The organism is Mycobacterium florentinum (assembly GCF_010730355.1).
Classification (GTDB): domain Bacteria; phylum Actinomycetota; class Actinomycetes; order Mycobacteriales; family Mycobacteriaceae; genus Mycobacterium; species Mycobacterium florentinum.
Genome location: NZ_AP022576.1, coordinates 4,214,471 through 4,228,253, shown reverse-complemented (window position 1 = coordinate 4,228,253; position 13,783 = coordinate 4,214,471). Strand labels below are relative to the sequence as shown.

The window sequence follows — 13,783 nt, the reverse complement described above, 5'->3', positions numbered from 1 at the left end:
CCAGGCGGGCGAGCCGGTCGGGCAAGGCGGTTAACTCCTGCGCTGACGCGCGATTTCGGCGAGCACGACCCCGGCGGCCACCGAGGCATTCAGCGATTCGGCATGACCGGCCATCGGGATCGACACCACCTGTTCGCAGTTCTGTCGCACCAATCGGGAAAGCCCCTTGCCTTCGGATCCGACGACCACCACGATCGGGTCGGTGCCGTCCAAGTCGTCGACGACGGTGTCGCCACCGGCGTCTAAGCCGATCACCCGGACCCGGCGGTCGGCCCAATTCTTCAGTGTCCTGGTAAGATTGGTGGCACGTGCCACCGGAATGCGCGCCGCCGCGCCCGCGCTGGTGCGCCAGGCCACCGCCGTCACCGAGGCCGAACGACGCTGCGGTATCAGCACGCCGTGGCCACCGAACGCCGCGACCGAGCGAACGATCGCGCCGAGGTTGCGAGGATCGGAGATGTTGTCCAACGCGACCAGCAACGCCGGCGGCGACTGCAGGGCGGTCGTGAGCAGATCGTCTGGGTGGGCGTAGTTGTACGGCGGCACCTGCAGCGCGATGCCCTGGTGCAGATGGTTGGCGGTCATCTTGTCCAGGTCGGTCCGCGGCACTTCCAGGATTGCGATGCCCAAATCGGCTGCCCGGGCGACGGATTCGGTTACCCGCTCGTCGGCCTCGGTGCCGAGCGCGACGTAGAGTGCGGTGGCGGGGACCCCGGCGCGCAGGCATTCCACTACCGGGTTGCGACCGAGCACCGTTTCGGTTTCGTCGGTGCGTTTGGCGGGCCGGCGTGGCTGCGTCTGGGCGGCACGCTTGGCGGCGGGATGATTGGGGCGCAGATGCGCGGGCGGCGTGGGACCGCGGCCCTCCAGCCCACGACGCCGCTGGCCGCCCGAACCTACCGTCGGTGCTTTCTTGCTGCCGGACTTGCGGATCGCTCCCTGGCGCCGCGAGTTGCCGGCCATCTACTTGTCGTCACTGGCCAGCAGTTCCCACTGCGGCCCGTCGGCGGTGTCGGTGACCTCGATGCCGGCCTGCTTGAGCCGGTCCCGAATCTGGTCTGCGAGAGCCCAATTGCGCTCCTCGCGCGCCCGCTTGCGGCTTTCCAGCTCGGACTGGACCAGCACGTCGACGGCCGCGAGCGCCGCCGACGTCTCGTCGCGCGATTCCCAGCGTTCATCGAGCGGGTCGCAGCCCAGGATGCCCATCATCGCGCGGATCGCGCTGGCGTTCCGCAGTGCGCCTTCATGATCGCCGGCGTCGAGCGCCCGGTTGCCCTCCGCGCGGGCGTGGTGGATCTCAGCCAGCGCGATCGGGACGGCGAGGTCGTCGTCGAGCGCGTCGGCGAATCGCGGCGTCCACTCACCCGGGACCACACCGCCGACCCTGACCCGCACGCGATGCAGGAATTCCTCAACTCCCACATAGGCTTTCACCGCGTCTTCCAGCGCGGTATCGGAGAATTCGAGCATCGAGCGATAGTGGGCGCTGCCCAGGTAGTAACGCAGTTCCGGCGGCCGCACCCGCTGCAGCATCGCCGGGATGGACAACACGTTGCCCAGCGACTTGCTCATCTTCTCGCCGCCCAACGTCACCCAGCCGTTGTGCAGCCAGTACCGGGCGAACCCGTCGCCGGCCGCGCGGCTCTGGGCGATCTCGTTCTCATGATGCGGAAATACCAAATCCATTCCACCGCAATGGATATCGAATTCCGGACCCAGATATGTGCGTGCCATTGCCGAGCATTCCAGGTGCCAGCCCGGACGCCCGCGGCCCCACGGCGAGGGCCACGACGGCTCACCGGGCTTTTCGCCCTTCCAGAGCGTGAAGTCGCGCTGGTCGCGCTTGCCGGTCCCTGCACCCTCGCCCTGGTGGACGTCGTCGATCTTGTGCCCGGACAGCTGGCCGTACTCGGGGTAGCTGAGCACATCGAAGTAAACGTCCCCGTCGGCGGCATAAGCGTGACCAGTTTCGATCAGGCGGTCCATTAACTCGACCATCTGGGTGATGTGCCCGGTCGCGCGTGGCTCCGCCGACGGCGGCAAGACGTCCAGTGCGTCGTAGGCCGCGGTGAACGCGCGCTCGTAAGTGGCCGCCCACTCCCACCACGGTCGGCAGGCCGCGGCGGCCTTGGCAAGGATCTTGTCCTCGATATCGGTCACGTTGCGGATGAACGCGACGTCGTAACCGCGCGCCATCAGCCAGCGGCGCAGGATGTCGAACGCCACGCCGCTGCGGACGTGCCCGATGTGCGGCAGGCCCTGAACGGTGGCGCCACACAGGTAGATGGAGACATGCCCCTCGCGCAGCGGAACGAAGTCGCGCACTGCGCCGGCCGCCGTGTCATGCAGCCGCATCGGGGGGCGATCGGTCACGACGTGCCAGCTTACCTGCTACTCCAGATCGGCCGACCGCAGCTCGCGGGGCTATCCGTGCGCGATAACGAGGGCTGTCGCGATCGCGGCCAAACCCTCACCCCGCCCGGTCAGGCCGAGCCCGTCGGTGGTGGTCGCCGAGACCGATACCGGGGCGCCCACCAGATCCGACAGCAACTGCTGTGCCTCGGCGCGGCGGGGGCCGATCTTTGGCCGGTTTCCGATCACTTGCACGGCAGCGTTTCCGACCCGAAAACCATGCTGCGATATCAACTCGAGGACGTGGCGCAGCATATCGGCGCCGCTGACGTCCTTGAACCGCGGATCGTCGACTCCGAACACGGCGCCGATGTCGCCCAGCCCGGTCGCCGAGAGCAGCGCGTCGCACAACGCGTGCGCGGCCACGTCGCCGTCGGAATGGCCGGCGCAGCCGTCGACGTCGGGAAACAGCAAACCCAGCAACCAGCACGGCCGACCGGGCTCGATCGGGTGTACGTCGGTACCCAGACCGACCCTTGGAATTGGAAACGACTCAGTCACCGGCGCACAATCGCTTGGGCCAGCAGCAGATCCAGCTGGGTGGTGATCTTGAAGGCCAACGGATCGCCGTCGACCACCTGAACCTGGCCGCCGACGTGCTCGACCAGGGACGCGTCGTCGGTAACGACGGCCCCGGCCGCGCGCTGATACGCACGCAACAACAGGTCGGTGGCGAACCCCTGCGGGGTCTGCACCGCCCGCAACCCGGCCCGTTCCGGCGTGCCCAGCACCACGCCGTTGGCATCCACGGCCTTGATGGTGTCATGCAGCGGTAACGCGGGCACCACGGCGCCGTGCCCGTCGCGCAACGCGTCGACCACCCGGACGATCAGCTCCGGCGGCGTCAACGCGCGGGCGGCATCGTGAACCAGCACGAAATCGGGTTCGCCGGGCAGCGCGGACAACGCCAGATTGACCGATTCGGTGCGGCCGGCGCCGCCGCCCACCACCGTGGCCCGGCTGTCTAGGACTTGCTTGGCTTGATCGATGCGATCGGGGGGTACCGCCGCCACGACATGATCAACGACCCTCGAATTCAGCAGACCCGCGACGGCCCATTCCAGCAGAGTGCGCCCATCGAGTTCGCAGAATGCTTTCGGGATACCGGCACGCAGCCGCTCTCCCAACCCCGCAGCCGGGACCACTGCGACAACTGTGCCCCCGGCCACCTGAGCTCAGGTCCTTCAGGAAGCGGCGGCCAAAACCTCGTCGAGGATGGTCTCCGCCTTGGCGTCGTCGGTGCTCTCAGCGAGAGCCAACTCACCGACCAGGATCTGCCGCGCCTTTGCCAGCATGCGCTTTTCGCCCGCGGACAGGCCGCGTTCCTGGTCGCGACGCCACAGGTCGCGAACAACTTCGGCAACCTTGTTGACGTCGCCGGAAGCAAGCTTTTCGAGATTGGCCTTGTAGCGGCGTGACCAGTTGGTGGGCTCTTCCGTGTGGGGAGCGCGCAACACCTGGAAGACCTTGTCGAGGCCTTCCTGTCCGACAACGTCGCGGACGCCGACGTACTCGGCATTGTCGGCGGGAACTCGAACGGTCAGGTCACCCTGCGCAACTTTCAAGACGAGATACTCTTTTTGTTCCCCTTTGATGGTGCGGGTTTCGATCGCCTCGACTAACGCAGCACCGTGGTGCGGATATACAACGGTGTCGCCGACCTTGAAGATCATCAGATTCGAGCCCCTTTCGTTACTTCAGTCTAACACGGCGGTCCAACACACGCGAAGCAACAGTGCAGGTCAGGGGCACATCGCGCGCTGAATAGGGGTTGACAGACGGACGAAGACGTGCAATGGAACACACTAGCAACGCCCGGTTGTGCCCACGGCGGTGCCCCTGCTGCCGACGCTGCGGTGCTGGTCTTGCTACCTGCGCTACCGCTCAAACGCCGTTCCTACTACTGTGCATAGTTGCACGCGTCAGCGTGCCGCGACTTGCTCTGAACAGCCAGACCGATCCCAGGAGGCATCGAGTGAACCGCTTCAAGACCAGCCTCGCGGTCGGCCTTCGGGCCCGAGTTGTCCTCGCCGGCCTGGCCGCCCTGGTCGCCGCCGTGCTCACCGGTTGTGGAGCCGGACAGATCTCGCAGATGGCCACCCAGGAGCCCGCCGTCAACGGCAACAAGGTCACGTTCAACAACGTGGCGCTGCGCGACATCCGCATCCAGGCCGTGCAGACCGGCGACTATCTGCGCCCGGGCAAGAACGTCGACCTGGTGTTGGTGGCCGTTAACCAGTCCCCGGACGTCGAGGACCGGTTGCTGGGCATCACCAGTGACATCGGCACCGTGACGGTGACCGGCGACTCCCGCCTGCCCGCCAGCGGCATGCTGTTCATCGGTACGCCGGAAGGCCAGAAGGTGGCACCGGGCCCGCTCAACCCGAACAGTGCGGCCAAGGCATCCGTCAACTTGGCCAAGCCGATCTCCAACGGCCTGGCCTACAACTTCACCTTCACCTTCGAGAAGGCCGGCCAAGCCAGCGTGCAGGTGCCGATTTCGGCCGGGATGGCGCCGTCGGAGGGCTAAACGGCCGTGTCACAGCGGGTCTTGTCGGCCCCGCCGGATACCGTCATGGCGTGGCAAATGCGCGCTCGCAATACCGTTGCTCGGAGTGCCAGCACGTCACCGCCAAATGGGTTGGCCGCTGCGGAGAATGCGGCACCTGGGGCACCGTCGACGAGGTGGCCGTGCTCCGGACGGTGGGCGGTCGTCGTTCGGTAGGCGGGGCGTCACGCGCCGTTCCGATCAGCTCGATAGAGCCCAACGCCAGCCAGCACCGCGCCACCGGCATCGACGAACTCGACCGCGTGCTCGGCGGCGGCGTGGTGCCCGGCTCGGTGACGCTGCTGGCGGGTGACCCGGGGGTCGGCAAGTCGACGTTGCTACTCAAGGTCGCTCACCTGTGGGCGCAGTCCGGGCGGCGCGCGCTGTACATCTCGGGCGAGGAATCCGCGGGCCAGATCCGGCTGCGGGCCGACCGCATCGACTGCGGCTCCGACGAGCTCTACCTGGCCGCCGAATCCGACGTGCACACGGTGCTCGAACACATCGCGACGGTCAATCCCGCGCTGGTGATCGTCGACTCGGTGCAAACCATGTCCACCACCGAGTCCGACGGGGTCGCCGGCGGTGTGACGCAGGTGCGCGCGGTGACGGCCGCGCTGACCGCCGCGGCCAAGGCCAACGGCGTGGCCCTGATCCTGGTCGGCCACGTCACCAAGGACGGCGCGATCGCCGGACCACGCTCACTGGAACACCTTGTCGACGTCGTGCTGCATTTCGAGGGCGACCGCAACGGTTCGTTGCGGATGGTCCGCGGCGTCAAAAACCGATTCGGCGGCGCCGACGAAGTCGGGTGTTTCATGTTGCACGACAACGGAATTGAAGGCGTCGCCGACCCGTCCAACCTGTTTTTGGATCAGCGGCCCGCCCCGGTGCCCGGTACCGCGATCACGGTCGCGCTGGACGGCAAGCGGCCGCTGATCGGCGAAGTGCAGGCGCTGCTGGCCACGCCGAACGCCGGCTCGCCGCGCCGCGCGGTCAGCGGGATCGATCACTCCCGCGCCGCGATGATCACCGCCGTGCTGGAAAAGCACGCCAAGCTGCCGCTTGCCGCCAACGACATCTACCTGTCCACCGTGGGCGGCATGCGGTTGACCGATCCGTCCTCGGACCTCGCCGTCGCGATCGCGCTGGCGTCGGCCCAGGCCGATCTGCCGCTGCCCACCACCGCCGTGATGATCGGCGAGGTCGGGCTGGCGGGCGACCTGCGCCGGGTGAGCGGCATGGACCGGCGCCTGGCCGAAGCCGCCCGGCAAGGATTCACCATCGCCCTGATTCCGACCGGCTGCAACAGCGTTCCGCGGGGCATGCGGCCACTGGTCGCACCCAATATCGGTGCGGCTCTCGAGCACATGATCGACATCGCCGACCACCGCAGCAGCGGGCCCGTGCGGCTCGAACGGCTGGACATTGCTACACCGCAGGCAATGGCGTAGCAGAATGACAGGCTGTGACGCGTCCGACGCTGCGTGAAACCATCGCCCGCCTGGCACCGGGCACCGGGCTCCGGGACGGCCTAGAGCGCATTCTGCGCGGCCGTACGGGTGCGCTGATCGTGCTCGGCAACGACGAGAACGTCGAGGCCATCTGCGACGGCGGCTTCGCCCTGGATGTCCGATACGCCCCGACACGGCTGCGCGAACTGGCCAAGATGGACGGCGCCGTCGTGCTGTCCACCGACGCCAGCCGCATCGTGCGGGCCAACGTGCAGTTGGTGCCCGACCCGTCGATACCCACCGACGAGTCGGGCACCCGGCACCGCTCGGCGGAACGAGCAGCGATCCAGACGGGCCATCCGGTGATCTCGGTCAGCCACTCGATGAACATCGTCACCGTCTACGTCGGCGGGGAGCGCCACGTGCTGGCCGATTCGGCGACCATCCTGTCGCGGGCCAACCAGGCCATCGCGACCCTGGAGCGCTACAAGACCCGCCTCGACGAGGTCAGCAGGCTGCTGTCACGGGCCGAGATCGAAGACTTCGTCACGCTGCGTGACGTGATGACCGTGGTGCAGCGACTCGAGCTGGTCCGGCGAATCGGGCTGGTGATCGACTACGACGTCGTCGAGCTGGGCACCGACGGGCGCCAGCTGCGCCTGCAACTCGAGGAACTGCTGGGCGGCAACGACGTCGATCGGGAATTGATCGTGCGCGACTACCACGCCAGCCCCGAGCCGCTCTCCGATGTGCAGATGATCGCGACCCTCGACGAGCTGGACGCGTTGTCGGACACCGAGCTACTCGAAATCACTTCGCTGGCAAAGGTTTTCGGGTATCCGACGACGGCAGAGGCGCAAGACTCGGCGCTGAGCTCCCGCGGCTACCGGGCGATGGCCGGTATCCCCCGGCTACAGTTCGCCCACGTGGATCTGTTGGTCCGCAACTTCGGGACGCTGCAGGGTCTGCTCGCCGCGAGCGCCAACGACCTCCAATCGGTCGACGGCATCGGCTCGATGTGGGCCCGCCATGTGCGGGAAGGGCTTTCGCAGCTGGCGGAGTCGACGATCGCCGACCCGCTCAACTAAGCGACGAACTACCCCGCGGGCGAAGGACCGGGAGCCCCGGGCGGGGCCTCGGGCTGCGGCACCGCCGGCTGACCCGGCACCGGCCCCGGCGGGGGCGGCGGCTGGTTCAAGATGAACGGCACCGCGAGTGAGCGCAGATTGCCCAGCTGGACAACGAGGTTGTAGGTGCCCGGCCCGATCGCCGGCCTGGGCAGCGGGCAGTGCGGCGAGGAACCCATCCCGGTCCACGTCACCGCCGTCGTCACCTGCTCGCCCGGCGTGAAGGTCTTGACCAGAGTCTCGTTGGACGGCGCGCAGTCCAGGTTGGACCACAGCCGCTTGTTGTCCAGCGAGTAGACGTAGGCGGCCAGCACGGCGGCGCCGACGTCGCGCTTGCAGGCCACCAGGCCGATGTTGGTGACGACCATCGTGAATTTCGGCTGGTCACCGATGAAGTACTGGGGAGCGTTGGTCAGCCCCTTGACTGCCAGCGTCGAGTCGGGGCAGTCGTCGCCCTCCTTGAGCACCGGAGGCGGCTGCACCGCCGCGGTCGGAGTCGGGGCCTCGGGGTTTTGCCCCAGCGGCGCCGGTACCGGAGTGACGCCTTCCGGCCCCGGCACGGGCGGCGCTTGCGGCGGCTGCGCTGCCGGCGCGCTTTGGCCCGGTCCGGCCTTGTTGACGTTGGCGGGTTTGGCACCCGCGCTGTTGCCCATAAAGGCGATGACAACGGCGACAACGATGCCGATCACGACGACCGCGATCCCCAGGGCCAGCCCCCTGCGCCGCCAATAGATCTCCGTGGGTAGCGGGCCACGCGGTTCCAGATCCAGCACGTTCACACCATAAGTCCAGGTCACACCGATTTGTCCGACCCGGCTCGGCGTGTCGCGATGTTAGCTGGCGAAGGGCCGTGTTAGAAGCGCGGGGAAACTGCCCTACTCGCCCCTTATTCGCCGATGTCGCCGATGTGGTCGACCAACGCCGCCCGGCCGTCGGCCAGGTGATAGGTGACCCCGGCCAGCCCCAGCGTGCCCGCCGACACGCGCTCCGAGATAGCCGAAGAACGCGACACCAGCTGTGCCAACGTTTCTTGTACGTGGCGGTCCTCGAACTCGTCGACGCGGGTCAGGCCGTCACGCCTACCCAGCAGGATCGACGACGAGACCCGTTCGACCAGGTCCCGTACGAAGCCGGAGGGTATTGCACCGTCGTCGATGGCGCCCACCGCGGCCGTGACGGCACCACAGTTGTTATGGCCGAGGACGACGATCAACGGGACGTCGAGGACCACGACCGCGTATTCGATCGAGCCCAGCACCGCCGTATCGATGGCCTGCCCCGCGGTGCGAACCACGAACACGTCACCCAGGCCCTGATCGAAGATCAGCTCGGCGGCCACTCGGCTGTCCGAACAGCCGAAGATGATCGCGGTCGGCTTCTGGCCGGCGGCCAGACTGGCCCGATGGTCGACACTCTGGCTCGGGTGCGCAGGCTGGCCGGCGACGAAACGCTCGTTACCCTCTTTGAGTGCTTTCCAGGCGGATACCGGATTGGAGTTGGGCATGGCACTCATCATGCCGCAGCCGCCGATGATTGGCAGGCCACACATATCAGATACCAATCTTCTTGATTGGTACGCGCGCTCGCGTCGCGATCTGCCCTGGCGGGAACCGGGTGTGGACGCGTGGCAGATCCTGGTCAGCGAGATCATGCTGCAGCAGACTCCGGTGGCCCGGGTGCTGCCGATCTGGACCGAATGGGTGCGGCGCTGGCCCACCCCGTCGGCGACCGCCGCGGCCAGCGCGGCCGACGTGCTGCGGGCGTGGGGCAAGCTGGGCTACCCCAGACGCGCGAAGCGTCTGCACGAGTGCGCGATCGTGATTGCGCGCGACCACGGCGACGTCGTGCCCGACGACGTCGAAACCCTGTTGGAATTACCGGGTATCGGCACCTACACCGCCCGGGCCGTCGCGTGTTTCGCCTACCGCAAGCGGGTACCGGTGGTGGACACCAATGTGCGACGGGTGGTGGCCCGCGCGGTGCACGGCCTCGCCGACGCGGGTCCGCCGTCCACCACCCGCGACCTTGCCGACGTCGCGGCACTGTTGCCGAAAGACGATACGGCCCCTGAGTTTTCGGTGGCTTTGATGGAATTGGGTGCCACGGTGTGCGTTGCGCGCACACCCCGCTGCGGGTTGTGCCCGCTTGAGGGTTGCGCATGGCGGCAGGCCGGCTTTCCCCCCGCCCAAGGGCCGGCCCGCCGCATTCAGACCAACGCCGGAACGGACCGCCAGGTCCGCGGGCGGCTATTGGATGTCTTGCGTGCCAACGATTCTCCAGTCACTCGGGCCGAGCTGGATGTGGCGTGGCTGACCGACACCGCGCAGCGGGACCGGGCGTTGTATTCGCTGCTTGCCGACGGCCTGGTGACACAGACGCGTGACGGCCGGTTCGGCCTAGCCGGCGAGGAATAGCTCGACAGCTCGACGGTAGACCTGTGGTGCCTCGTCGTGTATCAGGTGGCCGGCTTCGGGAACTGCCAAATATGTTGCGGTCGAGCATTTATCGGCCATGTCGCGCATCTGGCCCGGCGGGGTGACGGAGTTGCCGGCTTCCAGCAACAACGCCGGCGCCCTTACCGCCAGCCATTGCTCCCAGTAGTCCCGGGTTCCCCACTCCGCGGCGATCTCGATCCACCGCGCGGTGTGACCGTGTAGCCGCCAACCGGTGTCGGTGCGGTCGAAGGCATCCAGGAAATACTGCCCGGCGACCGGTCCGAATTCGTTGAAAACCTGTTGCTCAGTGGCGAATTCGACCGGCAGAGCGTGCAACCACGGCTCCCACGGACCGGTGGTGCGCCCGCGGAAGTCCGGCGCCATGTCCTCGAGCACCAGCGCCGACACCAATTCGGGGTGCACGGCGGCCAGGCACCACGAGTGCAGAGCCCCCATCGAATGCCCCACCAGCCGGACCGGTGTCCCCAATGTGGTTATCGCGTCGGTGAGATCGGCCACGAAGCGTTCGGTGCTGACCGGGTGTGGGTCCGCGACATCGCGGCCGCGGTGCCACGGCGCGTCGTAGGTGTAGACGGTGCCCAGCCTCCTCAGCCACGGCAGCTGACGCGACCAGGTGGTGCCGCGGCCCATCAGCCCGTGCACCAATATCAGCGGCTCTCCTTGCCCGCCCTGGCAGGTCAGCAGATCGGTGGGCATAGCACCATCTTGCGTGCCCCGCCCAGCAGCAGAACAGGGCAGGGGGGCGGGGTAGCCTAGCGAACATGCCGCCAGTGGTGAAGATCAACGCTATTGAAGTACCCGCCGACGCTGGCCCTGAGCTGGAAAAGCGGTTCGCCCACCGTGCCCACGCGGTGGACAACCAGCCCGGCTTCCTGGGCTTTCAGCTGCTGCGTCCGGTGAAGGGTGAGAACCGCTACTTCGTCGTGACACACTGGGAGTCCGATGAAGCGTTCCAGGCGTGGGCGAGTGGGCCCGCCGTCGAAGCTCATGCCGGTCAGCGAGCCAACCCGGTGGCGACCGGCGCGTCGCTGCTGGAATTCGAGGTCGTCATGGACGTTGCGGGGAGCAAGCCGACTGAATAGGCCGAACAGGCTGGGCCCCGCGCGACAACGCGTGCTGGCCGTGACCGCGGTCGCCGCACTGGTGGCCACCCTCGCACCGGGTTGCTCGTCGTCGCCGGCACCGCAGGCGAATGCGGCCAACCCGGGACGGGCGATCGACACCCGGACGCCTCCCGGGCTGCGGGCCCAGCAGACCGTGGACATGCTCAACTCCGACTGGCCGATCGGCCCGATCGGAGTTCGCACACTGGCCGCGCCCGACGAGGTGGACTCGGTCGAAAAGACCATGGAAGAACTCTGGTGGGATCGCCCCTTCACCCTCGACGGCGTGGACATCAGCGCCAGTGTCGCCACGCTGCACCTCACCTCGTCCTACGGCGCGCGACAAGACATCCGGATACACACCGACGACATGGGCCGGGTTGATCGATTCGAGCTCGATACGCTGGCGCCGACGATCACCTCGTGGCACGACATCGATGCGACGCTGAGCAAGACCGGTGCGCGGTACTCCTACCAGGTCGCCAAGGTCGACGATGGCCAGTGCGATCCCGTGATGGGCACCAATACAGTCGAATCCCTGCCGCTGGCATCGATTTTCAAGTTATACGTGTTGCACGCCCTGGCGGGCGCGGTGCGCAACCACATGGTGTCCTGGGACGATCAGCTGACGGTCACCGACAAGAGCAAGGCGGTGGGCTCTTCGGGCCTGGGACTTGCTGTCGGCGACCATGTTTCGGTGCGGAACGCGGCCACCAAGATGATCGCCAACAGCGACAACATGGCCACCGACCTGCTGATCGAAAGAATGGGCACGCACGCCATCGAAGAGGCGCTGGCCACGGCCGGCCATCACGATCCGGCCAGCATGACGCCCTTCCCCACGATGTACGAGCTGTTCTCCATCGGCTGGGGTGAACCGGATCTGCGCAGCCAGTGGCAGCAGGCGACTCCGCAGGTCCGCGCCCAGTTGCTGGCGCAGGCGAATTCCGCTCCCTACCAACCTGATCCGCAACGCGCCCACACCCCGGCCTCGGCTTTCGGGGCGGAGTGGTACGGCAGCGCCGAGGACATCTGCCGGGTTCATGCGGCGTTGCAGGCCGACGCGGTCGGCGAGGCCGCGCCCGTCAAGCAGATCCTGTCGGCGGTGTCGGGCATCCAGTTGGACCGAAACGTGTGGCCGTACATCGGCGCGAAAGCCGGTGGCTTGCCGGGCGATCTGACCTTCAGCTGGTACGCCGTCGACAAGACGCAGCAACCGTGGGTGGTCAGCTTTCAGCTGAACTGGCCACGCGATCACGGACCCAAGGTGACCGGCTGGATGCTGCAGGTCGCCAAGCGGGCGTTCGCACTGGTGGCGCCGCAGTAATCACGGCAGCCGCAGCGTCCAGCAGCCGTTGCGGTAATGCATCGTCGTGCGGCCGCCCGGTGCAATGTCGATGCGCCAGAACGACTTCGGCGGGATGTCGAGCGCGGCCACGATCGCCGCCCGGATCACCGCCGGGTGCGTCACGGCAACGGTTCGCGACGGCCCCTCGATCAACGACGCCAGCCATCCGGCCACCCGTTCGGTGAGCTCGACGATGGACTCGCCGCCGTGCGGCGCCGCGGCCGGCTCGGTCAGCCACACCTCGAGGTCGGCCGCGGGCACGGCCGCAAGCGCCTGCCCACGCCAGCGCCCGCAGTCCAAGTCGGCCAGCCGCGGCTCGATCGTGGCATCCAGGCCCAGCAGCCGCGCGGTTTGACGGGCGCGCTGCTCGGGGCCTACAAGGTGGCGCGAGCCCGGGACATCAAGGCCCGCAACGGCTTCAGCCTGTCGACGGCCGGCGTCGTTCAGCGGCTCGTCGGCCGGAAATCGCACGCCTGCCATCGCATCGGTCATCGCGTGCGACACCAGGGTCAGCCGGGCGACCTCCGTCACACCGCGATGCTCGATACCCGTCCGCGCTCGGCGCGCTCGCCCAGCAACCGCCCGGCGAGCGTCGCGAAGACCAGGCCGATGCTCACCCAGAGCAGCAGCTGCGTACCCAACGACAGCACCCGGAATTCGTAGAGGACATCGGCGGGAAAGCCGGGGTAGATGATCGCGCCCGAAGCGTCGCGCAACGGTCCGGGCGTCTCGTCCACCGTCGGCAGCAACTCCGTCACTACCACGAGGGCCACCAAATAGGCCCCGGCCGCGAGCAGCCGTCCGTTCCATACGCCGAATCGGTCAGCCAGCCGGCCGGCCAGCCATACCGCCGCGATCGCCAGCAGCACCGACACCAGCACCATCAGCAGATACCAGCCGGTGCGGGCGGCGATCGTGTCGGACTGGCCGACGGCGGGAGGATTCGGCGGATATTTCAGGAACGGAACCAGGTACACCGCCACGAAGGCCCCCGCCGCCAGAAGCAGCGAAAGCTGGTGTGGCGCAGGGCTTTCCGTGCGGCCCGCCGTGCGAGCATAGACAACGCAGAACACCACGGCGAACAGTGCGCCCATCGCAATGCCGAAAATCAGCACACCAAAGCCGAGTCCGGGGTTGGCCTGCACACCGCGGGTGAACAGCTCGGCGCCGTGCTCGTGCACACCGTGCGCATTCTCGGCGTCGGTGCGACCGTCCTCAAATTCGATCGCGCGGGCAATTACCGGTTCGGCACACAGACGGGCGAATACGAATGCCAGCACGGCGCCGATTGCGCCCGCCAGCAGCCCGCGTCCGATCAGACGCTTTTCCACGCCG

16 protein-coding genes are annotated in these 13,783 nt (G+C 67.6%); 6 read left to right on the top strand and 10 right to left on the bottom strand.

Translation table 11 applies throughout. The annotated features are described in order from the left end of the window. Window positions 1-30: 30 nt before the first annotated feature. From rlmB to carD, 5 genes are read right to left on the bottom strand one after another with little or no spacing between them, the layout of a single operon-like run. Window positions 31-963, bottom strand: a complete 933-nt coding sequence (gene rlmB, locus G6N55_RS20020) for a 23S rRNA (guanosine(2251)-2'-O)-methyltransferase RlmB (RefSeq protein ID WP_085223305.1) — start codon at window positions 961-963, stop codon at window positions 31-33. Further along, window positions 964-2,373 (bottom strand): cysteine--tRNA ligase, encoded by a 1,410-nt coding sequence (gene cysS / locus G6N55_RS20015; protein WP_085223303.1) that lies wholly within the window; start codon window positions 2,371-2,373, stop codon window positions 964-966. 51 nt (window positions 2,374-2,424) lie between these two features. Next, entirely contained in the window at window positions 2,425-2,895 is a 471-nt protein-coding gene (gene ispF, locus G6N55_RS20010; RefSeq protein ID WP_169718505.1) for a 2-C-methyl-D-erythritol 2,4-cyclodiphosphate synthase, read from the bottom strand. 14 nt (window positions 2,896-2,909) lie between these two features. After that, window positions 2,910-3,581, bottom strand: coding sequence for a 2-C-methyl-D-erythritol 4-phosphate cytidylyltransferase (gene ispD / locus G6N55_RS20005; RefSeq protein ID WP_085223299.1), 672 nt, complete (start codon window positions 3,579-3,581; stop codon window positions 2,910-2,912). Between the two features lie 15 nt (window positions 3,582-3,596). After that, complete coding sequence (carD, locus tag G6N55_RS20000; RefSeq protein ID WP_007166539.1) at window positions 3,597-4,085, bottom strand: RNA polymerase-binding transcription factor CarD; 489 nt, start codon at window positions 4,083-4,085, stop codon at window positions 3,597-3,599. Window positions 4,086-4,387: 302 nt separating this feature from the next. On the opposite strand from carD, the gene G6N55_RS19995 reads away from it, so the two are divergent. The 3 genes from G6N55_RS19995 to disA are packed head-to-tail and all read left to right on the top strand — an operon-like array spanning window position 4,388 to window position 7,502. Beyond that, a complete protein-coding gene (locus G6N55_RS19995) occupies window positions 4,388-4,942 on the top strand; it encodes a hypothetical protein (RefSeq protein WP_085223297.1) in 555 nt (184 codons plus the stop codon). Between the two features lie 50 nt (window positions 4,943-4,992). Beyond that, the gene (gene radA / locus G6N55_RS19990; protein WP_085223295.1) at window positions 4,993-6,414 is read left to right on the top strand and encodes a DNA repair protein RadA; all 1,422 of its coding nucleotides are present in this window, start codon (window positions 4,993-4,995) and stop codon (window positions 6,412-6,414) included. A 14-nt stretch (window positions 6,415-6,428) separates the two neighbouring features. After that, window positions 6,429-7,502: a DNA integrity scanning diadenylate cyclase DisA gene (gene disA / locus G6N55_RS19985; RefSeq protein ID WP_085223293.1), complete on the top strand. Its 1,074-nt coding sequence runs from the start codon at window positions 6,429-6,431 to the stop codon at window positions 7,500-7,502. Window positions 7,503-7,510: 8 nt separating this feature from the next. Here the strand turns inward: disA and G6N55_RS19980 are convergent, their stop codons facing one another. Next, window positions 7,511-8,314 carry a hypothetical protein gene (locus G6N55_RS19980; RefSeq protein ID WP_139826925.1) on the bottom strand — a complete coding sequence of 268 codons (804 nt, stop codon included), beginning with the start codon at window positions 8,312-8,314 and terminating at the stop codon, window positions 7,511-7,513. 113 nt (window positions 8,315-8,427) lie between these two features. Further along, complete coding sequence (locus G6N55_RS19975) at window positions 8,428-9,045, bottom strand: carbonic anhydrase (RefSeq protein ID WP_085223289.1); 618 nt, start codon at window positions 9,043-9,045, stop codon at window positions 8,428-8,430. Between G6N55_RS19975 and G6N55_RS19970 the strand changes: the two genes are divergently transcribed. Further along, the gene (locus tag G6N55_RS19970) at window positions 9,044-9,955 is read left to right on the top strand and encodes an HhH-GPD family protein (RefSeq protein WP_085223287.1); all 912 of its coding nucleotides are present in this window, start codon (window positions 9,044-9,046) and stop codon (window positions 9,953-9,955) included. The genes G6N55_RS19975 and G6N55_RS19970 overlap by 2 nt on opposite strands. On the opposite strand, the gene G6N55_RS19965 is transcribed toward G6N55_RS19970, so the two are convergent. Further along, window positions 9,938-10,693, bottom strand: a complete 756-nt coding sequence (locus tag G6N55_RS19965) for an alpha/beta fold hydrolase (protein ID WP_085223285.1) — start codon at window positions 10,691-10,693, stop codon at window positions 9,938-9,940. The two genes, G6N55_RS19970 and G6N55_RS19965, sit on opposite strands and share 18 nt — an antisense overlap. A gap of 65 nt (window positions 10,694-10,758) precedes the next feature. On the opposite strand from G6N55_RS19965, the gene mhuD reads away from it, so the two are divergent. Both mhuD and G6N55_RS19955 read left to right on the top strand, forming a co-directional pair. Next, window positions 10,759-11,079 carry a mycobilin-forming heme oxygenase MhuD gene (gene mhuD, locus G6N55_RS19960; RefSeq protein WP_085223283.1) on the top strand — a complete coding sequence of 107 codons (321 nt, stop codon included), beginning with the start codon at window positions 10,759-10,761 and terminating at the stop codon, window positions 11,077-11,079. Continuing rightward, window positions 11,072-12,427 (top strand): class A beta-lactamase-related serine hydrolase, encoded by a 1,356-nt coding sequence (locus G6N55_RS19955; protein WP_232079082.1) that lies wholly within the window; start codon window positions 11,072-11,074, stop codon window positions 12,425-12,427. The genes mhuD and G6N55_RS19955 overlap by 8 nt, the downstream gene beginning before the upstream one ends. Here the strand turns inward: G6N55_RS19955 and G6N55_RS19950 are convergent, their stop codons facing one another. Beyond that, window positions 12,428-12,979 carry a histidine phosphatase family protein gene (locus tag G6N55_RS19950; protein WP_085223279.1) on the bottom strand — a complete coding sequence of 184 codons (552 nt, stop codon included), beginning with the start codon at window positions 12,977-12,979 and terminating at the stop codon, window positions 12,428-12,430. Next, on the bottom strand, window positions 12,976-13,779 hold the full coding sequence (locus tag G6N55_RS19945) for a CbtA family protein (RefSeq protein ID WP_085223277.1): 804 nt from the start codon (window positions 13,777-13,779) through the stop codon (window positions 12,976-12,978). Before G6N55_RS19945 ends, G6N55_RS19950 begins: the two co-directional genes overlap by 4 nt. Window positions 13,780-13,783 lie beyond the last annotated feature (4 nt).